The sequence below is a fragment of the Streptomyces sp. Ag109_O5-1 genome (assembly GCF_003814875.1).
Classification (GTDB): domain Bacteria; phylum Actinomycetota; class Actinomycetes; order Streptomycetales; family Streptomycetaceae; genus Streptomyces; species Streptomyces sasae.
Genome location: NZ_RKQF01000001.1, coordinates 1,322,800 through 1,346,320, shown reverse-complemented (window position 1 = coordinate 1,346,320; position 23,521 = coordinate 1,322,800). Strand labels below are relative to the sequence as shown.

22 protein-coding genes are annotated in these 23,521 nt (G+C 72.1%); 7 read left to right on the top strand and 15 right to left on the bottom strand.

Annotation, left to right across the window (positions count from 1 at the left end; all coding sequences use genetic code 11):
- Positions 1 to 40: 40 nt before the first annotated feature.
- A complete protein-coding gene (locus EDD90_RS06160; RefSeq protein ID WP_123972125.1) occupies positions 41 to 847 on the top strand; it encodes a phospholipid scramblase-related protein in 807 nt (268 codons plus the stop codon).
- A gap of 222 nt (positions 848 to 1,069) precedes the next feature.
- Here the strand turns inward: EDD90_RS06160 and EDD90_RS06155 are convergent, their stop codons facing one another.
- Both EDD90_RS06155 and EDD90_RS06150 read right to left on the bottom strand, forming a co-directional pair.
- Positions 1,070 to 2,029: a hypothetical protein gene (locus tag EDD90_RS06155; RefSeq protein WP_123972124.1), complete on the bottom strand. Its 960-nt coding sequence runs from the start codon at positions 2,027 to 2,029 to the stop codon at positions 1,070 to 1,072.
- Positions 2,026 to 2,820, bottom strand: a complete 795-nt coding sequence (locus EDD90_RS06150; RefSeq protein ID WP_123972123.1) for a phosphatase PAP2 family protein — start codon at positions 2,818 to 2,820, stop codon at positions 2,026 to 2,028. Before EDD90_RS06150 ends, EDD90_RS06155 begins: the two co-directional genes overlap by 4 nt.
- Positions 2,821 to 3,054: 234 nt before the next feature.
- Here EDD90_RS06150 and EDD90_RS06145 point away from each other — a divergent pair, with 234 nt between their 5' ends.
- Positions 3,055 to 3,669, top strand: coding sequence for a TetR/AcrR family transcriptional regulator (locus tag EDD90_RS06145; RefSeq protein ID WP_123972122.1), 615 nt, complete (start codon positions 3,055 to 3,057; stop codon positions 3,667 to 3,669).
- Between the two features lie 147 nt (positions 3,670 to 3,816).
- Here EDD90_RS06145 and EDD90_RS06140 read toward each other — a convergent pair whose 3' ends face one another.
- The 3 genes from EDD90_RS06140 to EDD90_RS06130 all read right to left on the bottom strand — a co-directional run bounded on the left by EDD90_RS06140 (position 3,817) and on the right by EDD90_RS06130 (position 7,409).
- A complete protein-coding gene (locus tag EDD90_RS06140) occupies positions 3,817 to 4,887 on the bottom strand; it encodes a DUF2510 domain-containing protein (protein ID WP_123972121.1) in 1,071 nt (356 codons plus the stop codon).
- Positions 4,888 to 4,987: 100 nt separating this feature from the next.
- Positions 4,988 to 6,130: an anhydro-N-acetylmuramic acid kinase gene (locus EDD90_RS06135; RefSeq protein WP_123972120.1), complete on the bottom strand. Its 1,143-nt coding sequence runs from the start codon at positions 6,128 to 6,130 to the stop codon at positions 4,988 to 4,990.
- A 4-nt stretch (positions 6,131 to 6,134) separates the two neighbouring features.
- Positions 6,135 to 7,409, bottom strand: a complete 1,275-nt coding sequence (locus EDD90_RS06130; protein ID WP_123972119.1) for an MFS transporter — start codon at positions 7,407 to 7,409, stop codon at positions 6,135 to 6,137.
- Between the two features lie 181 nt (positions 7,410 to 7,590).
- Between EDD90_RS06130 and EDD90_RS06125 the strand changes: the two genes are divergently transcribed.
- Positions 7,591 to 10,272: an AAA family ATPase gene (locus EDD90_RS06125; RefSeq protein ID WP_123972118.1), complete on the top strand. Its 2,682-nt coding sequence runs from the start codon at positions 7,591 to 7,593 to the stop codon at positions 10,270 to 10,272.
- A 51-nt stretch (positions 10,273 to 10,323) separates the two neighbouring features.
- Here EDD90_RS06125 and EDD90_RS06120 read toward each other — a convergent pair whose 3' ends face one another.
- The 8 genes from EDD90_RS06120 to EDD90_RS06085 all read right to left on the bottom strand — a co-directional run bounded on the left by EDD90_RS06120 (position 10,324) and on the right by EDD90_RS06085 (position 17,725).
- Entirely contained in the window at positions 10,324 to 11,115 is a 792-nt protein-coding gene (locus EDD90_RS06120) for an SDR family NAD(P)-dependent oxidoreductase (RefSeq protein WP_123972117.1), read from the bottom strand.
- A gap of 49 nt (positions 11,116 to 11,164) precedes the next feature.
- The gene (pcaD, locus tag EDD90_RS06115) at positions 11,165 to 12,283 is read right to left on the bottom strand and encodes a 3-oxoadipate enol-lactonase (protein WP_123972116.1); all 1,119 of its coding nucleotides are present in this window, start codon (positions 12,281 to 12,283) and stop codon (positions 11,165 to 11,167) included.
- Positions 12,280 to 13,623, bottom strand: a complete 1,344-nt coding sequence (gene pcaB, locus EDD90_RS06110) for a 3-carboxy-cis,cis-muconate cycloisomerase (protein WP_398928448.1) — start codon at positions 13,621 to 13,623, stop codon at positions 12,280 to 12,282. Before pcaB ends, pcaD begins: the two co-directional genes overlap by 4 nt.
- A 5-nt stretch (positions 13,624 to 13,628) precedes the next feature.
- Entirely contained in the window at positions 13,629 to 14,231 is a 603-nt protein-coding gene (gene pcaG, locus EDD90_RS06105) for a protocatechuate 3,4-dioxygenase subunit alpha (protein WP_123972114.1), read from the bottom strand.
- A 6-nt stretch (positions 14,232 to 14,237) separates the two neighbouring features.
- Positions 14,238 to 15,011, bottom strand: coding sequence for a protocatechuate 3,4-dioxygenase subunit beta (gene pcaH / locus EDD90_RS06100; protein WP_123972113.1), 774 nt, complete (start codon positions 15,009 to 15,011; stop codon positions 14,238 to 14,240).
- Between the two features lie 115 nt (positions 15,012 to 15,126).
- Entirely contained in the window at positions 15,127 to 16,329 is a 1,203-nt protein-coding gene (locus tag EDD90_RS06095; protein WP_123972112.1) for a thiolase family protein, read from the bottom strand.
- Positions 16,326 to 16,970 carry a CoA transferase subunit B gene (locus EDD90_RS06090; RefSeq protein WP_123972111.1) on the bottom strand — a complete coding sequence of 215 codons (645 nt, stop codon included), beginning with the start codon at positions 16,968 to 16,970 and terminating at the stop codon, positions 16,326 to 16,328. The genes EDD90_RS06095 and EDD90_RS06090 overlap by 4 nt, the downstream gene beginning before the upstream one ends.
- Positions 16,970 to 17,725: a CoA transferase subunit A gene (locus tag EDD90_RS06085; RefSeq protein WP_123972110.1), complete on the bottom strand. Its 756-nt coding sequence runs from the start codon at positions 17,723 to 17,725 to the stop codon at positions 16,970 to 16,972. The genes EDD90_RS06090 and EDD90_RS06085 overlap by 1 nt, the downstream gene beginning before the upstream one ends.
- Before the next feature lie 210 nt (positions 17,726 to 17,935).
- Here EDD90_RS06085 and EDD90_RS06080 point away from each other — a divergent pair, with 210 nt between their 5' ends.
- Entirely contained in the window at positions 17,936 to 18,433 is a 498-nt protein-coding gene (locus EDD90_RS06080; protein WP_123972109.1) for a MarR family winged helix-turn-helix transcriptional regulator, read from the top strand.
- A gap of 8 nt (positions 18,434 to 18,441) precedes the next feature.
- Here the strand turns inward: EDD90_RS06080 and EDD90_RS06075 are convergent, their stop codons facing one another.
- Together EDD90_RS06075 and EDD90_RS06070 are read right to left on the bottom strand one after the other, a co-directional pair.
- The gene (locus EDD90_RS06075; RefSeq protein ID WP_260328687.1) at positions 18,442 to 19,416 is read right to left on the bottom strand and encodes a DUF3048 domain-containing protein; all 975 of its coding nucleotides are present in this window, start codon (positions 19,414 to 19,416) and stop codon (positions 18,442 to 18,444) included.
- A 74-nt stretch (positions 19,417 to 19,490) separates the two neighbouring features.
- On the bottom strand, positions 19,491 to 20,555 hold the full coding sequence (locus EDD90_RS06070) for an ATP-dependent DNA ligase (protein WP_123972108.1): 1,065 nt from the start codon (positions 20,553 to 20,555) through the stop codon (positions 19,491 to 19,493).
- Between the two features lie 156 nt (positions 20,556 to 20,711).
- Between EDD90_RS06070 and EDD90_RS06065 the strand changes: the two genes are divergently transcribed.
- From EDD90_RS06065 to EDD90_RS06055, 3 genes are all read left to right on the top strand, one after another.
- A complete protein-coding gene (locus EDD90_RS06065; RefSeq protein WP_123972107.1) occupies positions 20,712 to 21,272 on the top strand; it encodes a hypothetical protein in 561 nt (186 codons plus the stop codon).
- Positions 21,273 to 21,329: 57 nt separating this feature from the next.
- On the top strand, positions 21,330 to 22,349 hold the full coding sequence (gene ligD, locus EDD90_RS06060; protein WP_123972106.1) for a non-homologous end-joining DNA ligase: 1,020 nt from the start codon (positions 21,330 to 21,332) through the stop codon (positions 22,347 to 22,349).
- Positions 22,350 to 22,484: 135 nt separating this feature from the next.
- On the top strand, positions 22,485 to 23,513 hold the full coding sequence (locus EDD90_RS06055; RefSeq protein ID WP_123972105.1) for a LacI family DNA-binding transcriptional regulator: 1,029 nt from the start codon (positions 22,485 to 22,487) through the stop codon (positions 23,511 to 23,513).
- Positions 23,514 to 23,521: the final 8 nt, after the last annotated feature.

Genomic DNA, 23,521 nt, shown 5'->3' with positions numbered 1-23,521 from the left:
GGCTGATCAGGTGCCGGTCACATCGGGGTAGTGTGCCCCGGTGACGACGCAATCGAACACTCCTGAAGGCTGGTACCCCGATCCGCACGGTGCGCCCCAGACGCTCCGGTACTGGGACGGCGCCCAGTGGACCGACCACACGAATCAGCAGGGCGCGGTGCCGGGGCAGGCCGCCCCGGCCGCAGACCCCCGCGTGCAGCGGCAGGTGCAGCAGCAGGCCGGGGTCGCGGGCGGGGGTGCCGGCGGCGGCACCCTGTTCACCGAGCCGGTGCTGGTGGTGAACCAGAAGGCCAAGCTGATCGAGCTGACCAACGAGTACAAGGTCATGGACCAGAACGGCCGGGAGCTCGGCTCGGTGGTCGAGGTCGATCAGAGCGCGCTGAAGAAGATCGCGCGGTTCGTCTCCAGTCTCGACCAGTTCATGACGCACAAGCTGGAGATCAGGGACGCCCACGGGCAGCCGCAGCTGGTGCTGACCCGGCCCGCGAAGGTCTTCAAGTCCCGGGTGGTCGTGACGCGTCCGGACGGTTCGCCGGTCGGTGAGATCGTCCAGCAGAACATGATCGGGAAGATCAACTTCGCGATGAACGCGGGCGGCCAGAAGGTCGGTGCGATCAAGGCGGAGAACTGGCGGGCGTGGAACTTCGCGGTCGTCGACCACGCGGACAACGAGGTGGCCCGCATCACGAAGACGTGGGAGGGGCTCGCGAAGACGATGTTCACGACCGCCGACAACTACGTCCTGCAGATTCACCACCAGTTGCCGGAGCCGCTGCGGAGTCTGGTGGTGGCGACGGCGCTGACCGTCGACACGGCGCTGAAGCAGGATTCGCGGGGGCTGGGCTGAGTAGTCCCCTACGGGGGTACGGCCTCGGCGGCCGGCGTTCGCGGCGAGGCCGCGGGGGCCGGCCGCCGGCGTTTCGGGGTGTTCGCCGGTGCCGGGTGTCGATCAACGCCTTGTGGGGGCGGGATCGGTTGTCGCGCGGCTGCAGGTGCGTGGGGGCTGGTCGCGCCCACGCGGCGGTAGCCGCATATTCAATACAGCCCCGCGCCCCTTTCGGGGCGCTTCTCAGTGTGCCGTGAGGTGGCCGGGTTCTTGCTTCTGCTGGGGGAGCAGCGCCTGCTGTGCCGCTATCCTCGCCTCCTCCAGGGCCAGTACCGCCGCCACCGGGTGTTCCTCGTCCGGGGCGAGTTCGATGGGTCGTGCCGCCGGGGTCACCCGGGTCAGCAGGACCACGCCCCACGACGCCAGGCCGGCGCCCGCCAGCGCGAGCAGGATTCCGGCCGCGCCGCCGTGCAGTCCCTGGCCCAGCAGTGTCAGGCCGATCACCGCAGCCGCCACCGGGTTGGAGAGGGTGACCACCGCCAGGGGGGCGCCCAGGCCGCCTCGGTAGGCCGTCTGGGAGAGCAGCAGGCCGCCGACCGCGAACGCGGCGACCAGCAGCGCCACCACGATCACCTCGGTGCTGAGGGCCGGGCCCGAACGCTCCGTCGCCGCCACCGTCACCGTCTGGGTGAGGGCGGACGCGACGCCCGAGGCGAAGCCGGACGCGGTGGCGTGGCGCAGGCCCGGCCGGGCGCCGGGACGGGAGAGGGTGCCGATCAGAACGGCCGTCGTACCGGCGACCGCGAGGGCCTCGGGGAGGCTCAGGATCTTGTGGGGCGCCGGGCCCGAGGCCGTGATCAGGAGGGCGCCGAGGCCGAGCAGGGTGAGGGCCGTGCCACGCCACTCCGTCGCGCTGACCCGGCGGCCGGCCACCCGCGCGCCCATCGGTACGGCCGCGACCAGGGTGAGGGCGCCCAGCGGCTGTACGAGGGTGAGGGGGCCGTACTTGAGGGCGACGACGTGCAGCAGGGCCGCGCCGGCGTTCAGGCCGACCGCCGCCCACCAGGCGCCGCTGCCGAGCAGGCGGAGCAGGCCCGCGCCGGAGTTCTTCGAGGCGAGGCGCTCCTGTGCGACAGCGGCGGCCGCGTAGGCGGCGGCCGAGACCAGGGAGAGCAGGACGGCGACCAGGGCGGCGGCGCTCATCGGGCCGCCCCCACCAGTGCGGGCTCTTCCACGGTGAGACCCCGGGTGCCGCGTCCGGCCGTGGTGGTCGTGCGGTGCGGCGGGTGGATCAGGGCGAGGGCGGTGCCCAGCATCGCGGTGGCGATGATCGCGTCCAGCCAGTAGTGGTTGGCGGTGCCGACGATCACGAGGAGGGTGATCGCGGGATGCAGCAGCCAGAGCCAGCGCCAGCGGGCCCGGGTGGCGACGATCAGGCCGATCGCCACCATCAGGGCCCAGCCGAAGTGCAGTGAGGGCATCGCCGCGAACTGGTTGGAGAGGTGGTCGCTGGACGGCGGGCCGTAGACGGACGGGCCGTACACGTGCGCGGTGTCGATCAGGCCGGTCGCGGCCAGCATCCGCGGCGGTGCCAGCGGGAACGTGAAGGGCAGCACCAGGGCGGCGGCCGTGACCACGGCGAGGACCCGGCGGGCCCAGACGTAGTGCGCGGGCCGCCGCAGGTACAGCCAGACCAGGAAGGCCAGCGTGGCCGGGAAATGAACCGTGGCGTAGTAGGTGTTGGCCAGATGGACGAGGGTGTCGCCGTGCAGCAGTGCGGACTGCACGGAGACCTCCGAGGGCAGATGCAGCGTCCTTTCCAGGTCCCAGATCCGGTGGGCGTTGTGCATGGCCTCGGCGGTGTGGCCGGTGGCGAGCTGCCGCCCGAACTTGTAGACGAGGAAGAGCCCCGCGACGAGCAGGAGCTCACGGACGAGCGGCGGCCGGGCTATGGCGCCCGGCTCCGCTTCTGCCGGCTCGGACTGGGATCTCATCCCAGGCCCCCTCACTGACGGTGGTGCTGTGCCGGGTCCGGACGGTGGCCCGGACTCGCCGATACTCATCGATACGGAAGAGTACCGATACGCCACTGTACCGATACGGCCGAGTACCGGTACAGTGGCGTATCGATAGACGTAGGCCACACTGGTTGTAGGTTTCCGCCCCGGCCGAACGGCGGGCGGTGCGGAAGTGATCCGCAAGTGATGTGCGAGTGAGGAGAAGGGCACATGACGTCGCAGGCCGCAGACGGACCGGAGACGGTCGCCGCCTCGCGCCGCTCCAAGATCACGCCGGAGCGTGAGCGGGAGTTCTTCGACGCCGTGCTCGAACAGATCCGTGAGTGCGGCTATGACTCCGTGACCATGGACGGGGTCGCCGCCAGCACCCGGTGCAGCAAGTCCACGCTCTACCGGCAGTGGAAGACCAAGCCGCAGTTCGTCGCGGCCGCGCTGCGCGCCAACCGCCGGGTACGCTTCGTCGGTATCGACACCGGGTCCCTCGCCGAGGACCTGCGCGAGGTCGCGCGGGCCGCGGGTGACTGGTCGCACAAGGACACCAAGACGCTCCAGGCGCTGGGGCAGGCGGTCACCTCGGACGAGGAACTGGCGAAGGCGCTGCGCGAGGCGCTCGTCGAACCCGAGATCGCCGCGCTCCAGGACATCCTGCGCCGCGGGGTCGAGCGCGGCGAGGTGCCCGAGGGCCATGCCGCGCTGGACTACGTGCCCGCCATGATGTTCGGCGTCCTGCGGGTACGGCCGGTACTCACCGGCGAGTACGCGGACGCCGGCTATCTCGTCCGCTTCGTGGAGGCCGTCGTGCTGCCCGCACTCGGACTCACCTGAGACCCAGGCCGCCGTCCGTGGGATGACTGGACGGTGACCTGCTCGCGCCGCACCGTGGGGACGGGGGCGGCGCGCACCCCCCGGCCGGGTGGGGCTCCCCTTTGAGCGGAGGGGCGCTCCACCCGGCCGAACAGTATCGGCGGGCGGTCAGGTGTCCTGTCCGTTGCCGCTGCCGGAGGACACCTTGATGCCGGCGGTGATCGTGTCGATGACCGACTCCTTCTGACCGACGTCCACGCCGAACCGGACCACCACGATCTGCTGGGCGTTCGCGGGCGAGGGGAAGGCCAGCGACTCGACATAGCCGTCGGCGCCCTTGCTGGTCACCGCCTTCCAGCGGACCAGATAGCCCTTCTGCCCGGCCACGGTGACCGCCTTGGAGGCCAGCACCTCGTGCGAGGTGATCGCGCCGTAGGTCGTGCCGCCGTACGACTCCTTCGCGTTCGCCGCGATGTCCGCCTTGGCGACCTCCTCGGCCGTGCTGCCCGAGGTGCCCAGCGCCAGCGCGGGCGCCGAGTAGGCGCCACCGGCGGTGCAGGTCTGCGAGGTGTTGCCCGGGCACTTGTAGGAGTTGTCGGAGGTGACCGCGGCGCCGAGGGTGGTCGCCTGCCCGGTCCAGCCGTCCGGCACCGGCATGCTGATGGCGCTGACGGCGTCCGACACCGTGCCGCCGCCCTTGATCTTCGGCGCCTCGGACTGGTTCGGCTCCGGCGACGCACCGCCCCCGGAGCCGCCCGAGCCCGAACTCCCGCCGGAGCCCGAGCTGCCGCCCGACCCGCCGAACGGGAAGCCCTGTCCGCCGTTCTGCCCCTCCTGACCGCCCTGGCCGAAACCGCCCTGGCCGCCCGAGCCCTGCTGCGCGGCCTGGCCGCCGTTGTCACTGCCGTTGCCGGTGAGTGCGTACACGCCCACCCCGATGGCGGCCAGCACCGCCGCGGCGACACCGACGGCTATCCCGGTGCGCAGCCCGCGTCGGCCGGCCGGTGGCGATGCGAGGTACTCCGGGTATCCCGGATACCCCGGCTGGGCCTGGTACGCCGGGTAGGCCGGGTAGGCCCCGTCGGCCGACGGCTGCGGCGGGGGACCCCAGTCGGCGGCCGACCCGGCGGGGCGGGTCTGCTCGGTCCAGGCCTTGCCGTCCCACCAGCGCTCGGTGGCCGGTCCGTCACTTGTCTGCCCGGGGTCGGGGTACCACCCGGGAGGAGTCACCTGCGTCATGCCCCCACCGTATGAGGCATCGGTGAAAGTCGGATGAGAGGATCCGGCAACTTTCGGATGAGAGCATCGGCACGGTTCATCGGGTGAAGGCATCTGAGGCTCATTCGATCCGCATCCGCGTCGGCGGACCCGCGGCCGGAGGGGGAAGCCGCAGCCCGTCCCGGCCCGGGGTCAGCGAGCCCAGCACGCTCGGATGCCGGGCGCCGGTGGCGGCCGGGACGGTCCCCGCGAGGCCGTGCGCGGTGAGAAAGCCGAGGACCGCGAAGGCGTACGCCTCCTTCGCCGCCGCGGGCAAACCGAGATCGTCGGAGACACGGACCGGGATTCCCGGCAACTCGGTCCGGAGCACCGTCATCAGCACCGGGTTCCGGGTGCCGCCGCCCGACACGATCACCTCCGTCGCCCCCGCGCCCCGCACCGCGTCCGCCACCGTCCGGGCCGTGAGCAGGGTGAGAGTCGCCAGCGCGTCCTCGGCGGACAGGCCTTCGGGCGCTCGCCAGTACCCGGCGTGGAACAGCTCCTTGCCGGTCGTCTTGGGCGCGGACAGCGCGTAGTACGGCTCCGCCAGCAGCTCTTCGAGCAGCGCCGCGTCCGGGCGGCCGCGTGCCGCCAGCGCCCCGTCCACGTCGTACGCCGCCCGCCCGCCCGTGAACTCCCGGGCCGCGGCGTCCATCAGCGCACACCCCGGCCCGGTGTCGAAGGCCGTGCCGTCCGGAGCGGTGAGGTTGGCGATCCCGCCGATGTTCAGCGCCACCGGGGTACCCGGCCGCCCCCGCAGCCACAGCAGGTCGAGCAGACTCACCAGGGGAGCGCCCTGGCCCCCGGCGGCCACGTCCCTCGGCCGGAAGTCGGCGACCACCGGCAGCCCGGTCGCCTCCGCGATCCACGCCGGCTGCCCCAGTTGCAGAGTGCCGTACACCCGGCCGCGCTCCGCCCAGTGGTAGACCGTCTGCCCGTGCGAGGCCACCAACTCGGCCCGCCTGCCGCACAGTTCACGGTCGGCCCGGACGGCCGCCGACGCGAACGCCTGCCCGATCCGGTTGTCCAGCAGACACACCCGCGCCAGTGGCACGGCAGCCGGCGGCAGCGCCGTCGCGAGGGACTCCCGCAGCTCCTCGTCGTACGGCGTGCTCACCATCCCCAGCGGCTTCAGCAGCAGCGTGTCGCCGGCCAGGCGCAACTCGGCGGCCGCCGCGTCCACCGCGTCGTGCGACGTCCCGGACATCAGACCGATCACCAGCACTTGTTCAACCCGCCTTCCACCGCGGCGCCGGCCCGAGCAGCGCGAGCACGCTGACCGCGCAGGTCGCCGCCGCGTAGTAGCCGGGAACGTCCAGATTCCCGGTGCGCTTCACCGCCTCCGTGATGATGAGCCCCGCACAGCCCGAGAACACGGCATTGGACAGGGCGTAGGCGAGTCCGAGGCCGGTGCAGCGCGCCCGCGCCGGGAACATCTCCGCCAGCATCGCCGGCCCCGGCCCGGCCAGCAGCCCCACCACCGCGCCCGCCCCGCACAGGGCCGCATCCTTCACTCCGGTCGAAACCCCGCTGTCCTGGAGGAGGTTGAGCAGCGGCACGGCCAGCACGACCACGAGACCGGCACCCGTCAGCATCACCGGCCGGCGCCCCACCCGGTCGCTCAGCACTCCCGCCGGCAGGATCGCCGCCGCGAAACCCACGTTCGCCAGCACGGTCGCCAGCAGCGCCTCCCGGAAACCGGTGTGCAGCGAGGTCTGCAGGTACGACGGCAGCACCACCAGGAAGGTGTACCCGGCCGCCGACCAGCCCATCACCCGTCCGGCGGCCAGCGCGATCGCCCACACCGACACCCGCTCGGCCCGCACACCGCGTTCCCGGAACTCCGGAGTCTCGTCCAGCCCGACCCGCAGCCACAGCGCCAGCGCGCCCAGGGGCAGAGCCAGCAGGAACGGCAACCGCCAGCCCCAGTCCGCGAACTGATGTGCAGTCATGACACCCGAAAGGCCCACGGCCATGCCCGCCCCGCCCAGCAGCCCCAGCGCCACGGTGAACGACTGCCACGCCCCGTACAGTCCCCGTCGCCCCGGCGGTGCGAGCTCGGTCAGCATCGCCACCGCCCCGCCGAACTCGCCGCCCGCCGACAGCCCCTGAATCACCCTCAGGAACGTCAGCAGCCAGGGCGCGAGCGCACCGGCCTGCGCGTAGGTCGGCAGCAGGCCGATCAGTGTGGTGGCGGCCGTCATCAGCGCGACCACCAGGACCAGCACCGGCCGCCGCCCGAGCCGGTCGGCCAGCCGGCCGAACAGGGCCGCGCCCAGCGGACGGAAGAAGAACGCCAGCCCGAACGAGGCGTAGGTGCGCACCAGCCCCTCGGCCGCACTTCCGCCCGCCGGGGTGAAGAACCGCTCGGCGACGACCGTCGCCAGGTAGCCGTAGACACCGAACTCGTACCACTCGATGAAATTGCCGATCGACCCCGCCGCCAGCGCCCGGAACGACCGGTTCCGCTCTTTGGCTGCGCGATCTTCGAAAATCAGGTTCATTTTCCTGCCCGTTGACGGTCCGTTCACTCCACGGCGGCAGGTCGGGGCCGTCCCGCGTCGCCCCGCCGCACCCACTTTCACCCGTCATGGCAACAGGTGCCCTGACCGGCCTCCGGACAGCCAACAGGACGGCTAGGCTCGTGGTCTGTACGTCGTTCGGGCGACTTGGGGAGGTAACGGGATGACGGAGGAACAGCCCCCGGCGGGCGCCTCTGCTCCCCTCTGGGAGCGCGACGCGGAGATCGCCACCATCACCCAGGCGCTCGACGTCCTCTGCGCCGACCGGTCCACCTCCGGAAACCTGCTGGTCCTGCGCGGGGAGGCCGGGCTCGGCAAGACCGCCCTGCTGGCCGAGACCCGCCGTATCGCCGAGCGCCGCGGCTGCACCGTCTGGTCCACCCGCGGCGGCGAGACCCTGCGCAGCGTCCCCTTCAACGTGGTACGCCAGCTCCTCCAGCCCGCCCTGGTCTCCCTGCTGCCCGAGGAGGCCCGCGAATACCTAGGCGACTGGTACGACATCGCCGGCCCCGCCCTCGGCATCACCGACCCCGGAGACCGCCAGGCCGACCCGCAGGGCGTCTGCGACGGCCTGGTCGTCGCCGTCCGCCGGCTCGCCAAGCGCGACTGGCCGTTGGTGCTGCTGATCGACGACGCGCACTGGGCCGACCAGGAGACCCTCGCCTGGCTCGCCGCCTTCGTCGAGCGCCTCGACGACCTGCCCGTCCTGGTCCTGGTCGCCCGCCGGCCCGGCGAGGTCAGCGGCGACAGCGCCCGCTACCTCGACGCCGTGGCCGCCGCGGCCGGCAACCCCGTCCACAGCCTCGGCGCCCTCACCCCGGACGCCACCGCCGGACTCACCCGCGCCACCCTCGGCGCACACGCCGACGCCCCGTTCTGCCGCGAGGTCTGGGCCGTCACCGGCGGCAACCCCTACGAGACCGTCGAACTCCTCGCCAAGGTCCAGGACAGCGAGGTCGAACCCGTCGAGGCCCGGGCCGGCGAACTGCGCGCCCTCAACCGGTCGGCCCGCGGCGGCGGACTCGTCACCCGCCTCGAAGGCCTCGGCATCGACGCCACCCGGTTCGCCTGGGCCGCCGCCATCCTCGGCACCGGCATCTCCGTCGACCTCGTCGCCCAGCTCGCCACCATGACCGTCGACGACGCCGAGCGGTGCGCCGAACTGCTGCGCACCGCCCGCATCCTCACCGAACCCGACCCGGCCGCCTCCCACGCCCACACAGGTGACCTGGAATTCGTCCACCCGCTGATCGCCACCGCCGTCTACAACTCCATCCCGCCCGCGATGTGCACCGCCATGCACGGCATCGCCGCGCAGATCGTCATCGACGACGGCCGGGGCATCGCCGAGGCTTCCCGACATCTGCTGAAGGTGCACCCGGACGACGACGAGGAACTCGTCCAGCAACTGCGCGACGCGGCCAAGGAACACCTCGCCGTCGGCGCCCCCGACGCGGCCCGCCGCTGCCTCGAACGCGCCTTGCGCGAACCGCCCGTACCCGACGTCCACGCGCGCGTGCTCTACGAACTGGGCTGCGCCACCCTGCTCACCAAGCCCGCCGTCACCATCGACCATCTGCAGAGCGCGCTCGGCATGCCCGGCCTCGGCGGCGCCGAACGCGTCGACGCCGTCTTCCGCCTCTCCCAGGCCCTCCTCCACAACGACCAGCTGGAGGAAGCCGTCCGCACGGTCGAGGCGGAGGCCGCCCGGCACGAGGAAGGGCCCGCGAAACTCCGGCTCCAGGCCGTCCAGTTCATGTGGGAGGGCATCGCGGGCGAGGCCGTCTCCCCGCGCCGCTCCGAACGGCTCGCCGCGCTCGCCGCCACCTGCACCGGCCGGGACAACTCCGAGCGCGCCCTGCTCATGCTGCGCGGCTTCGACCTGCTCATCCAGGGCGAGAGCGCCGAGGAGGTCGTCGAACTCTGCGACCGCGCCCTCGTCAACGGCCGGCTCGCACCCGGACTCGGCTGGACCGACAGCGAGTGGGGCATCGAACTCCTGCTGATGCTCGCCAACTCCTACGTCTACACCGACCGCCTCGACCGCGCGGAGAGCCTCTACAACGAGGCCCTGCGCGCCTACGAGTCCGCCGGCTGGAGCGGCGGCCACCTCGCCCTCGCCCATGCCTACGTCGGTCTCGGCCACCGCAGGCGCGGCCGGCTGCGGGACGCGGAGATCTCCCTGCGGGAGTCCTTGCGGATCGCCGAGCGGGTCGGCCGGCGGCTGCCCCTGTACTGGACCGCGACCTGCAACCTCGTCGACACGCTGCTCGCCCGCGGCCATGTCCAGCAGGCCTGGGAGACGGCCGAGCAGTACGGCTTCGCACCGCCGTACCCCTCCACGATCGTGATGCCCGACCCGCGGTCCGTGCGCGGCCGGCTGCTGCTCGCCGTCGGCCGTACGAAGGAGGCCGTCAACGAGCTGGAGGCGGCGGAGAAGGCCGCCGCCGCGCGCGGTCACTTCAACCCCGTGGTCGTGCCCTGGGCGCTCGACCTCGCCCGGGCCCTCGCGGGCGAGGACCCGGCACGGGCCGCGCAACTGGCGGCGGACGCGCGGCGGCAGGCGGAGCGGTTCGGCACGGACACGGCGATCGGCGAGGCGCTGAGGTGCGCGGCCGCGCTGGAGACCGGGCAGCGGCAGGTACGGCTGGCCTCGCAGGCGGTGGCCTATCTGGAGTCCTCGCCCTGCCAGTACGAGCATGCGGCGGCTCGGGTGGAGTACGGGATCGCTGCGCGGTCGGTGGCCGAGCTGAACAGGGGGCTTTCGCTGGCTCGGTCCTGCGGGGCGGACGGGTTGGTTGCTCAGGCTCGGGAGGTGCTGGATACGGGTAGGGGGTTGCGCTGACGGGTGCGTTGCGGGGCGCGGGTAACCCCAGCGCCCCTGAAAGAAGGTGCGCTAGAGCGCCAGGAGTTGATCAGTTACCGCTGACAGGCGTTTCTGTACGTCCTTGTCGTACGTCGCCTCGTGCGCTCGCGCCTTGCTCGTGCCGTCGAAATAGCCGCCCGTTCCCAAGTCCTGTGTCGCCAGGGCCAGGACGCCCGGTGCGCCGTCCGCCACCGTGCTCCAGGGAGCCACCCCGCCCTCCCGCACCATCGCCGTGTCCATGAAGGTCGCGGGGTGCAGGACGTTCACCGCGACGCCCGTGCCCGCCAACTCCTCCGCGAGAGCGAACGTGTGGGCCGCCAGGGCGAACTTCGCCCGGCAGTATGCCGCGAAGCCCTGGTAGCCCCGCGTGAACTCGGGGTCGGCGAGGTCGAGGGGTTCCTGGCCCGCCGAGCCCACGTTGACGATCCGGCCCGGGGCGTTGGTGCGCAGTACCGGGAGCAGGGCGCGGGTCAGGGCCACCGGGGCCAAGTAGTTGACGGCGAGGCGGAGTTCGTGGCCGTCGGTGCTCAGTTCGCGGCCGGAGCCGGGCGTACCGGCGCCGATGCCCGCGTTGTTGATCAGTACGTCCAGGTCGGGATGCGCGTCGGCGACATGCGCGCCCAGTTCGCGGACCTGTGCCAGCGAGGCCAGGTCCGCGACGAAGCCCTCGGCGTCGCCCTCGGTGCGCAACTCCGCCACCAGTTGTTCGGTGCGGCCGGGGTCGCGGCCGTGTGCGAGGACGACATGGCCGGAGCGGACCAGTTCGAAGGCGACGTACCGGCCGAGCCCGGAGGTCGCGCCGGTGATCAGGATGGTCGACATGCCCCCACCGTAGGCACAGTGCCCTCTTCTGTGCCTGTCCCCGGTGGGGTCACCCTTCGTCTTCCGCCAGCACCCGCTGGGCCGCCGCGAACGCCGAGTTCGCTGCCGGGACCCCGCAGTACACGGCCGTCTGCAGCAGTACCGCGCCGATCTCCTCCGGGGTGAGCCCGTTGCGCCGGGCCGCCCGCACATGCATGGCCAGCTCCTCGTAGTGGCCGTGGGCGACCAGCGCGGTGAGGGTGATCATGCTGCGCTCGCGGCGGGAGAGCGTGGGGTCGGTCCAGATCTCGCCCCAGGCGTAGCGCGAGATGAAGTCCTGGAAGCGGGCCGTGAAAGGCGTCTGGCGGGCCTGCGCCCGGTCGACGTGGGCGTCGCCCAGCACTTCGCGGCGGACCGCCATGCCTCGCTTGGCGCCACCGTCCAGGTGGGAGCGGAGCGCGGTGAGGACGGCTTCCGGGCACTGCGCGGGCGCCAGGTGAGAGGCGCCCGGCAGCTCGACCAGCGTGGACGCCGGCACCGCGTCCGCGATCTCCCGCAGATGCGGGGGCGGGGTCGCGGGGTCCTGACGGCCCGCGATCAGCAGGGTGCGTACGGCGATCTCGCCGAGCCGGTCGCGCAGGTCGAAGGCGGCCAGCGCGTCACAGCAGGCGGCGTACGCCTCCGGGTCTGCCGTCCGCTGGTCCTCTACCAGCCGGGGCACGGTGAAGCCGGGCGTGAACCAGCGGCTGCCCGCGTTCTCCGCCAGCCACTCCACGCCCTCCCGGCGTACCCGTTCGGCCCGCTCCACCCAGGGCCTGGAGCCGTTGAAGTGGGCCGAGGAGCAGATCACGGCCAGGCTGTCGAGCCGGTCCGGGTGGTGGACGGCGAGGTGCAGCCCCACGGCCCCGCCCAGTGAGACACCCGCGTACGCGAACCGGTCGATGCCCAGCGAGTCGGCGAGCGCGAGCACCAGGTCGGCGAGGTCACCGACGGTCGCGCCCGCCTTGATCAGATCGGGTGCCGAACCGCCGTGCCCCGGCAGGTTCCAGCGCACCACCCGGTGCGCGATGGACAGTTCGGGCGCGACGGCGTCCCACAGCGCGTACGAGGTGCCGAGCGAGGGCCCGAGCAGCAGCGGGGGAGTGGAAGTCGGACCCTCGGCACGGTGGTTGAGGAGGTTCTCGGTCAACGTCGCTCCAGTGCACGGTCGGTGAGGGCACCGGCGGAGCCGGTGTAGCGGGCGGGGTCGGTGAGGTCGTCGAGGTCGACGTCCTGGCCGGCATCTTTCAACTCGGGCTCCTCGGCGAGGAGTTCGCGCAGGGTGCGGTGCTCGCTGTGGGTGCGGCGGGCGAGCCCGGTGAGCAGCTCCTTCGCACGGGCCCGGCCGAGCACGGGAGCCAGCTCGGCGGACAGCCGTTCCGACACGATCAACCCGTTGGTGAGGCCGAGGTGGTGTCGCATCACCTCCGGGTGCACCTGGAGCCCCTCCGCCAGTTCCGCCGTGTCCCGGGCCGCGCCTCCGACGGTCCGCAGCAGGTCGCGCAGCGGCTCCCACTCGGCGTGCCAGGCCCCGGCCGGCCGCTCGTCCTCCGCCACCAGCGAGCCGTACAGGACGGCCGCGAGCTGCGGGGCCCGCCGGGCGGCGGCCGCGACGAGCGTGGAGCGCACGGGGTTCGCCTTGTGCGGCATGGCCGACGAACCGCCCCCGCTGCCCTCGGAGAGCTCACCGATCTCGGTACGGGACAGGGTCAGCACGTCCACTGCGATCTTGCCAAGGGCCCCGGCCGTGAAGGCGAGGCACCCGGCGAGATCGGCGATCGGCGTGCGCAGGGTGTGCCAGGGCAGGAGCGGGGCGGCGAGGCCGAGTTCGCGGGCGTAGGCCTCGGGCAGCGCGGCGGGGTCCGTGGCGCCGTACGCCCCGAAGGCAGCCAGCGTTCCTGCCGCGCCCGCGAGTTGGACGGGCAGCGAGTCGCGTACCCGTGCCGTGCGGTCCCGGGCGTCCAGGACCAGCGAACGCCAGCCGGCCGCCTTCAGCCCGAACGTGGTCGGTACGGCGTGCTGGGTGAGCGTGCGTCCGGGCACCGGCGTGTCGCGGTGCTCGGCGGCCAGCCGGGCCAGCGCCCGCTCGGTACATCCGAGGTCGGCGAGCACGAGGTCCAGTGTGCGGGCGGCGACCAGCATCGTCGCCGTGTCCATGATGTCCTGGCTGGTCGCACCCCGGTGGACGTACGGCCCGTACTCCGCGCCGACCGCCTTCGTCAGATCGGCGACCAGCGGGATGACCGGGTTGCCGCCGGCGCGGGCGCGCTCCGCGAGGGCGCCGATGTCGAGGCGGCCGGGGTCGGCCGCCTCGGCCACGGCCGCCGCGGCCTCGGCGGGGACCAGCCCGACCGCCGCCTGGGCGCGGGTGAGGGCCGCCTCCGCGTCGAGCAGCGCCCGCAGATAGGCGCCGTCGCTCGTCGCGGACGCGGCGGGGGAACCGGACCACCCGGGGGCGAGCAGTCCGGCCTCACCGCCGCCGTACTCCACTGCTGTCACTGGAACTCCAGGAAGACCGTCTCGCCTTCGCCCTGAAGGCGGATGTCGAAACGGTAGGTCCCCCGGCCCTCGTCGGCGGCGATCAGCGTGTCGCGTCGCTCGCCCACCCGGGTGAGCAGCGGGTCGGCGGCGAGCGCGGCGTCGTCGCCCGGCAGGTAGATCCGGGTGAACAGGTGCACCAGCAGGCCGCGCGCGAATACGCACACACTGAGGTACGGCGCGCTGCCGCCGCGGGCGCCGGGCCGCAGCGTCCGCGCGTACCAGTGTCCGTCGGTGTCCGTCTGGATCCGGCCCCAGCCGGTGAACTCCACGCCGTTGCGGCCGAGGTAGTCGCCGGTCGCCGGGTCGCGCCGGATCGAACCGTCGGTCGTGGAGACGTTCCCGTCGGGATCGGCGCCCCACAGCTCCACGAACGCGTCGGGCAGCGGGTTGCCCTCGCCGTCCAGGATGTACCCGTGGACCGTGACCGTGGCCGGGTGCCCCAGGGGCGCGATCTCCTCGCCGCCGCGGAACGGCAGCGCGTACCCGTAGAAGGGACCGACCGTGTGCGAGGGGGTGGGCAGCACGCTCTCCGGGCTGCTCGTGTCGATCTTCGTCATGGCAGGTCAGCGTCCTTCTTCGAGCCAGGTGGCGTGCGGGCCGTCCAGCACGATGTCCCAGTGGTAGCCCATCGAGAACTCGGGTACGGACAGGCTGTGGTCGTAGGTCGCGACCAGCCGCTGCCGGGCCGCGTCGTCCGTCACCGACTGGATGATCGGGTCGTACGGGAACAGCGGGTCGCTCGGGAAGTACATCTGCGTCACCAGCCGTTGCGTGAACGCCGAACCGAACATCGAGAAGTGGATGTGCGCCGGACGCCAGGCGTTGAGATGGTTGCGCCAGGGGTAGGGGCCCGGCTGGATGGTGGTGAACCGGTAGCCGCCGTCGGCGTCGGTGATCGTACGGCCCACACCCGTGAAGTTCGGGTCCAGCGGGGCGTCGTGCTGCTCACGCTGGTGGGCGTAGCGGCCGGCCGAGTTGGCCTGCCAGATCTCTATGAGCTGGCCCCGGACCGGCCGGCCGGCCCGGTCGAGGAGCCGCCCGGAGACGGTGATCCGCTCACCGATCGGTTCACCGTGGTGCTGCCGGGTCAGATCATTGTCTATCCCGGTGATGTCCCGTTCCCCGAAAGCGGGGGAGTGCAGCTCCACCAGCTCGGGGTCCTTGCTGGTGTCGATGGCGACCAGGGGCTGCTTGGGGTGCCGGAGGACGGAGGAACGGTAGGGGACGTAGTCCCGCCGGGGATGGTGCTCGACGGGGGCACCTTCGGCGACACGCTTTTCATAGGCGGCGTGCTCGGCGGCGATTTCGAGGTCGATGTCAGCTTGGGTGAGAGTCATAAGAAGTCCTAGGTGAAGCGCCCCTGTTTTCAGGGGCGTGGGGCTCTAGCGATACGCGGCTCCGCCGCGTGGGCGCGACCAGCCACGACGCACCCGCAGGTGCTGAACCGGCCGTCTACCGTTCAAGAACGAGCGCGAGCCCTTGCCCGACGCCGATGCACAGCGTGGCGACACCGGTACCGCTTCCACGCCGCGCCAGCTGATGAGCCACCGTCCCCGCCAGCCGAGCCCCCGACGCACCCAGCGGATGCCCCAACGCGATGGCTCCACCCTGCGGATTGAGAATCGACGGGTCGAACTCGGGCCACTCGGCGACACATCCGAGCACCTGCGCCGCGAACGCCTCGTTGAGTTCGAGGACGTCGAGGTCGTCGAAGGTCTTGCCCGCCTTGGCCAGCGCGCGGTTGACGGCCTCTACGGGAGCGAGCCCGAAGTAGTCGGGGTCCAGCGCGTGCACACCGGTCGCGGAGACCCGGGCCAGGGGTTCCCGCCCGATCGCCTTCAGCCCCTCCTCGTCGGTCAGCAGCAAGGCCGCCGCACCGTCGTTGAGCGGCGACGCGTTCCCCGCGGTCACCGTCCCGCCCTCGGTACGGAAGGACGGCTTGAGCCTGGCCATCGCGGCGAGAGAGGCATCCGGCCGTACGCACTCGTCCGCGCCGAAGGCGACCGCCTCACCCTTGCGCTGCGGAATCGACACCGGCGCCAACTCGGCGTCGAACAAGCCCTGTTGCTGAGCTTCAGAGGCTTTCTGGTGGGAGGCGAGGGCGAACTCGTCCTGCTGCTCGCGGCTGATCTTGTGCTTGTCGGCGATGCGTTCCGCCGACTCGCCCAGCGGGATGGTCCACTGCGGGTCCATCTTCGGGTTGACCATCCGCCAGCCCAGCGTGGTCGAGTACAGCTCGGCATTGCCGGCGGGGAACGGCCGGTCGCTCTTGGGCAGGACATACGGTGCCCGGGTCATCGACTCCACCCCGCCGGCCACGGCGATGGAGGCATCCCCGACCGCGATCACGCGGGCCGCCTGGATGACCGCCTCAAGGCCGGAGGCGCACAGCCGGTTGACCGTGACGCCCGGCACGGACGTCGGCAGGCCCGCCAGCAGCGCGGCCATCCGGCCGACGTTGCGGTTCTCCTCGCCGGCGCCGTTGGCGTTGCCGAAGTAGACGTCCTCGATCCGGGCCGGGTCCAAATCGGGGGTGCGGGCGAGGAGTTCGCGGATGGCGTGGGCGGCCAGGTCGTCCGGGCGCACTGAAGCGAGACCGCCGTTGTAACGGCCGATCGGCGTCCGTACCGCGTCGACGATGTACACCGTGTTCACAGCAGATCCTCCGGGACAGCGAGCTTCGCGTCGGTCTTGGCGACGATCTCCTCCACGCCGACCCCGGGCGCGGTCTCGACCAGCACCAGGCCGTCGTCGGTCACGTCGATCACGCCGAGGTCGGTGATGATCCGGTCGACGCAGGCCTTGCCGGTCAGCGGCAGCGCACACTGCTCGAGGATCTTCGGCGCGCCGTCCTTCGCGGTGTGCGTCATGACCACGATGACGGTGCGGGCGCCATGGACGAGGTCCATCGCCCCGCCGATCCCGGTGACCAGCTTCCCGGGAATCGCCCAGTTCGCCAGGTCACCACCCGCGGAGACCTGCATCGCCCCGAGCACGGCGACGTCGATGTGCCCGCCGCGGATCATCGAGAACGACAGCGCCGAGTCGAAGAACGAGGCGCCCGGCAGGACCGTGACGGTCTCCTTGCCGGCGTTGATCAGGTCCGGGTCGACGGCGTCCTCGGTGGGGTAGGGGCCGGTGCCCAGGATGCCGTTCTCCGACTCCAGGATCACCTCCACGCCCTCCGGCAGGTAGTTCGGGATCAGGGTCGGCAGCCCGATCCCGAGGTTGACGTACTGCCCGTCCTGAAGTTCGCGGGCCGCCCGTGCGGCCATCTCCTGGCGCGTCCAGGCCATCAGCTGCTCACCGTCCGCTGCTCGATCTTCTTGTCCGCCGCCTGCTCCGGGGTCAGCGCCACCACCCGCTGCACGAAGATGCCCGGCAGGTGCACCGCGTCCGGGTCGATCTCTCCAGGTTCCACCAGTTCCTCGACCTCGGCGATCGTGACCTTGCCGGCCATCGCCGCGAGCGGGTTGAAATTGCGGGTGGACTTGCTGAACACCAGGTTCCCGTGCCGGTCGCCCCGGGCCGCACGCACCAGCGCGAAGTCGGTGCGGATGCCGCGCTCAAGGACGTACTCGGTGCCGTCGAACTCCCGCACCTCCTTCGCGGGCGACGCCAGCGCGACCCCGCCCTGGCCGTCGTAACGCCACGGCAGCCCGCCCTCGGCGACCTGCGTGCCCACCCCGGCCGGGGTGTAGAACGCCGGGATCCCCGCACCCCCGGCCCGCAGCCGCTCCGCCAGCGTGCCCTGCGGGATCAGCTCCAGCTCCAGCTCGCCCCCCAGGTACTGGCGGGCGAACTCCTTGTTGCCACCGATGTACGAGCCCGTCACCCGGGTGATCCGGCCCGCCGCGAGCAGCACCGCAAGACCGGTCTCCATCGCCCCGCAGTTGTTGGAGACCACCGACAGACCGCCGACACCCCGCTCGTACAACGCCCCGATCAGCGCGTTCGGGACACCGCTCAGCCCGAAACCACCCACCGCCAGCGACGCGCCGTCCGGTACATCGGCCACCGCCTCCCCGGCCGTGGCGACCACCTTGTCCATGTGTGCAGCCCCATCTCTTCCTGGCGCCCGGGTGACGCTCTCGGCGTCCAATTAATCAGGGCACTGAGTATTTCAGCGAGATATCCTTCACGCTGCCACTGGCGTCGCCACACGTCAAGAGCTGCGGCGATGGTAGACGAGTGCACAGACAGGCTGGTCGTCTGCGGGTATCGTTCAGTACACCAACGAATTCGGACCATGGGAGTGCGTATGGCCGCGGTGGATCTCACCACCCACCCCGGGCACCTGGCCCGGCGGCTTCAGCAGGCCCACTACCTGCTGTGGAACACGATGGTCTCGGAGGAGATCACCTCGCCGCAGTTCGCCGTCCTGAACGCGCTCGTCGCCGAGCCGGGGCTGGACCAGCGCACGGTGGGGGAGCGGGTGGGGCTGGACCGGTCGACCATCGCCGAGGTGATCAGCCGGCTCGGCAGGCGCGGGCTGCTCGACAAGGTGCGCGATCCGCAGGACGGCCGTCGCTTCCTGCTGCGCCTCACCGACGACGGGCTGCGCACCCATCGCAAGCTCGCCGTGCGGACCGCCCGGATGAACCAGGTCTTCCTGGCCCCGCTCTCGGCCGGGGAACAGGCCCAGTTCTTCGAGCTGATCCGCCGGGTGTCGGACGCGGCGGAGGGGCTGCGCAATCCGACGGAGCCCCTCGTCCCGCAGGCCCCGCAGGCCCCGCAGGCCCCGCTCGCGCAGGCCTAGCCGGGCGCCTAGGCCTGCGCGAACACCACCCACACCTGCCCGTCGGCGAAGTTCACCGGGCTGCCGCCGGCGCCGGTGAATGTCGTACCCTCCGTGGCCGCCCGCCGTGCCCACGTGGCCTCGAACGACCGCCCGTCCCGCAGCACTTCGGCCTTCCCCGAGCCCACCGTCTGCGTGAACGGCGTGTGGTTGCCGAGCACGTCGTGATACTTCGACGTGGTCACCCGCACGTGCTGCACCACGACCGTGGCGGGCGCCGGCCGGTCACCGTCCGTCGTCCGGGCCGGGGTGCCGTCCATCGACACCAGCCAGCCGTGCCGGTCGGCGGACCAGGTGAAGGTGAAGCGGGCCGCCGGGTAGCGCACGGTGCGCGAGGCGGTGACGGTGCCGCCGGCCGGGGCCGGGCCGTAGCGGAAGCCGGTGGTGAGCGCGGCCTTGCCGGGCGCCCCGTCCACCAGCCTTGCCGGGCGCAGATACAGGTTGTGCGGGGCCGGTCTGCCGCTGCCCCGGTAGAAGGCGCCGGGCGCCTCGTCAGGGGTCTTTGGCCGCAGCGGAGCCTTGTCGATCAGTGGCAGCAGTCTGCTCTGGGCGCCGGAGAACGCGAGCGTCGGCCGGTCGAACTGGCGCAGCAGTTCCAGGTCGGACTCGCGGGCGCTGCGGACCGGTCCGACGGCCTCGGGGAGCTTGGTGGCGTACACCGCCATCAGCCGGCTGAGCCCGCCCTCCACCTGCTCCGCGTACACCACGTCCGCCGCGTCCAGCCCGGTCTGGGGGCGGGCCGCGCCGACGTTGTCGATCTTCACGGCCAGTACCGAGCCGGTACCGGCGGTGCTCTGCCCGCTCGGGCTCGGGGTGCCGTGCGGTGCGCGGCCGTCGTCCGACGTGCCGTGCCGGGTGCAGCCCGCGGTGAGGGAGACCGTCATCAGGGCCGCGGCCAGCGCCGCTGTCAGCGCGGTCCGGCGCGTCGGCGCCCTGTACCGTATGCCCACGGTTGCCACCCCCGTTCGCCCCTTTGAGATTGTGTGCTCATCGGTTCATCGGTGGCCATAGGGAGGGACTACGACCCCAGGATCCGCGTGAGGTCGTAGCGCACCGGTTCCTCCAGTTGCGCGTAGGTACAGCTCTCCGGCGTGCGGTCCGGGCGCCAGCGGCGGAAGCGGGCCGTGTGCCGGAACCGCGCCCCGTTCTCCATGTGGTCGTAGGCCACCTCGGCCACCCGCTCCGGCCGCAGCGGCACCCAGGACAGGTCCTTCTTGCCCGACCAGCGGCTCGGCGCCCCGGGGAGCCTGGCCGACTCATGGGCGGTCTCCTCCGTCCAGGCCGCCCAGGGATGCCCGGAGGCGTCGGCCATGCGCAGCGGCTCCAGTTCCTCGATCAGCTCCGCCCGCCGCTTCATCGGGAACGCGGCCGACACTCCGACGTGCTGGAGGGCGCCCCGGTCGTCGTACAGGCCCAGCAGCAGTGAGCCCACCACCGGGCCGCTCTTGTGGAAGCGGTAGCCCGCCACCACGACATCGGCCGTCCGCTCGTGCTTGACCTTGAACATGGCGCGCTCGTTCTGTCGATAGCGCAGGGTGAGCGGCTTCGCGATGACCCCGTCGAGGCCCGCCCCCTCGTACTCCTCGAACCACTGCCGGGCCACCTCGACATCGGTGGTCGCGGGTGCCAGGTGCACGGGTGGGGTCACTCCGGTCAGGGCCCTGGTGAGCAGGGCGCGGCGGTCGGTGAGCGGGACGTCGAGGAGCGACTCGTCGTCCAGTGCGAGCAGGTCGAAGGCGACGAAGGAAGCAGGGGTCCGCTCGGCCAGCGTGCGCACCCGGGAGTCCGCCGGATGGATCCGCTCGGTCAGCGCGTCGAAGTCCAGCCGGCCCTCCCGGGCGATCACGATCTCCCCGTCCAGCACGCACCGTTTTGGCACCCGCTGCTTCAGAGCCGCCACCAGCTCGGGAAAGTACCTGGTCAGCGGCTTCCCGGTGCGGCTGCCGAGCTCCACCTCGGCGCCGTCCCGGAACACGATCGCGCGGAAGCCGTCCCACTTCGCCTCGTACTGCATGTCCGGCGGGATCGTCGCCACCGACTTGGCGAGCATCGGCTTCACGGGCGGCATCACCGGCAGCTCCATGCGTCCGACTCTACGAGCGGTCCCGGGCGCCCGCCCGTCGCGGAAGCCGCCGTCCCGGGGACGCCTGTTGATCACAACCTGGACACAGGGGCCGCACAGCGCCCGCCCGGCTCGGATGATGCTCCTCGACCACGAACGCACCACGGGGGAACATCCATGCGCATCCGCACGACCGTCGCCGCTGCCCTGCTGCTGGTCGGCGCCACGGCCTGTACCGGCGGCGGTGCCGTCGACGGCGAGGCGTCCAGTCCCGCGCCCACGTCCACGACCGCCGCCAAGGCGCTCACGCTCGGGTCCGGCCGGCACTGGAAGGACATCGACGGCGACGGCAGTTACATCGCCGCCACGACCGCGGCCCTCACCTACACCCAGCCCGTGAAGGGCGTGCACCTCCCCGACGGCCTCGCCGACTTCCCCGACCCCGAGTGGGCCGTACTGGAGGTCAGGACGTGCGCCGACGCCGACAGCACCAATGTCATCGTCGCCCAGTCCCCCTGGACGCTCCGCCTCGCGGACGGCACCCGGGTCAAGCCGCTGGGGCTCAGCGGATACGGCGTACCGGCCCCGGCCTATCCCGTCTCGGGTGCGGCCGTGGGACCGGGCGACTGCCTGCGCGGGAAGCTCACGTTCGGCCTGGCCAGGGGGAGCCGTCCCGACCGGATCGTCTACGACGTCGAAGGCCGGCCCGCCGTCACCTGGGCCGTGCCCCGGAGCTGAGAAGCGGCGGCCGCAGGCCGATATGCGGGGTGGGGGCCGTGCGCCTACCGTGGCCGCATGGGCAACGCGGTGGAACTGGAGGTGGCCGGCCGCACCGTACGGCTGTCCAGCCCAGACAAGGTCTTCTTCCCGGAGCGCGGTTTCACCAAGCTGGACGTCGCCCGCTACTACGCGGCCGTCGCCCCCGGCATCCTGCGCGCCCTGCGCGACCGGCCCACCACCCTCCAGCGCTACCCGGACGGCGTCGACGGCGAGTGGTTCTACCAGAAGCGCGCCCCCAAGGGCATGCCCGACTGGATCCCGACCGCCCACATCACCTTCCCCAGCGGCCGCACCGCCGACGAGATGTGCCCCACCGAGGAGGCCGCGGTGGTGTGGGCCGCCCAGTACGGCACGCTCACCTTCCACCCCTGGCCGGTGCGCCGCGATGACGTCGACCGGCCCGACGAACTCCGCATCGACCTCGATCCCCAGCCCGGCACCGACTTCGGCGACGCCGTCCGTGCCGCCCACGAACTGCGCGCCGTCCTTGAAGAGTTCGGCGGGCTGCGCGGCTGGCCCAAGACCTCCGGCGGCCGCGGTCTGCATGTCTTCGTGCCCATCGAACCCCGCTGGACCTTCACCCAGGTCAGGCGCGCCGCCATCGCGGTGGGCCGCGAACTGGAGCGGCGGATGCCCGACCGGGTGACGATCAAGTGGTGGAAGGAGGAACGCGGTGAGCGCATCTTCGTCGACTACAACCAGACGGCGCGCGACCGCACCATCGCCTCCGCCTACTCCCTGCGGCCCCGCCCGAACGCCCCCGTCTCCGCGCCGCTGCGCTGGGAGGAGGTCGACGACGTGCGGCCGGAGGACTTCGACCTGGTCACGATGCCCGCCCGGTTCGCCGAAGTCGGCGATGTGCACGCCGACATGGACGGCCATGCCCACTCCCTCGACGCGCTCCTGGAGCTCGCCCGCCGTGACGAGCAGGAACACGGTCTCGGGGACCTGCCGTATCCGCCCGAGTACCCCAAGATGCCGGGCGAGCCGAAACGCGTCCAGCCCAGCCGGGCCAAGCCCGAACAGTCCTCCTGACGGCGGGACTTCGCCGTTGGGCGGGTGAGCGGACCATGGCTCCGCGGTCCGCGGCCCCCTACATGCGTGAGCGCTCCCATCACCCCGTTCGACCGGAGCTATCCTGATCGCCAGCCGCCGATGAGGAGGGCCGAAGTGTCCGAGGCAGTGTCGCGCCCCACGCTGGAGGCCGTGGCCGCACGCGCCGGGGTGTCCCGGGCCACCGTGTCACGGGTGGTCAACGGCGGGGACGGGGTGCGCGAACCCCTCGTCGAGCGGGTCCGGCAGGCCGTCGAGGAACTCGGCTACGTCCCCAACCAGGCGGCCCGCAGCCTGGTGACCAAACGGCACGACGCCGTCGCCGTGGTCATCGCCGAACCCGAGACCCGGATCTTCACCGACCCCTTCTTCGCCCTCCAACTACGCGGCATCAGCAAGGAGTTGACCGCCCACGACAACCAACTCGTACTGCTGCTCACCGAGGGACGGGACGACCATACGCGCGTGGCCCGCTATCTCGCCGGCGGCCATGTCGACGGCGCACTCGTCTTCTCCCTGCACCTCGACGACCCGCTGCCCGGTCTGATCGAGGGCGCCGGAGTCCCCACCGTGTTCGGCGGACGGCCCGGCTGGAGCGACGGCTCGAACAGCGCCGTCTACGTCGACTGCGACAACCGGGGCGGCGCCCAGGACGCCGTACGGCATCTCGTGGGCCTCGGCCGGAGGCGGATCGCGCACATCACCGGACCCCTCGACCAGACGTCGGCGGCCGACCGCCTCCAGGGCTACCGGGACGTCATGGGGGAGCCCGATCCGCGCCTGGTCGTCCTGAGCGACTTCACCGTGGGCGGCGGCGAACGCGCGATGGGCGAACTCCTCGACCGCTGCCCGGACGTGGACGCCGTCTTCGCCGCCAACGACCTCACCGCGCTCGGCGCCCTGCGCGTCCTGCGCGAGCGCGGCCGCCGGGTGCCCGAGGACGTGGCCGTGATCGGCTTCGACGACGTGCTGCCGGTCACCGAGCAGAGCGCGCCGTCACTGACGACGGTCCGTCAGGACATAGAGGAGATGGGCCGGTTGATGGCACGACTGCTGCTGCGCGCCCTGACCCGCGGCAAGCCGGCGACGGGCGCGCCATCCAGTCTCATCCTGCCCACGACACTGGTACGACGCGCTTCCGCCTGACCCCTGCC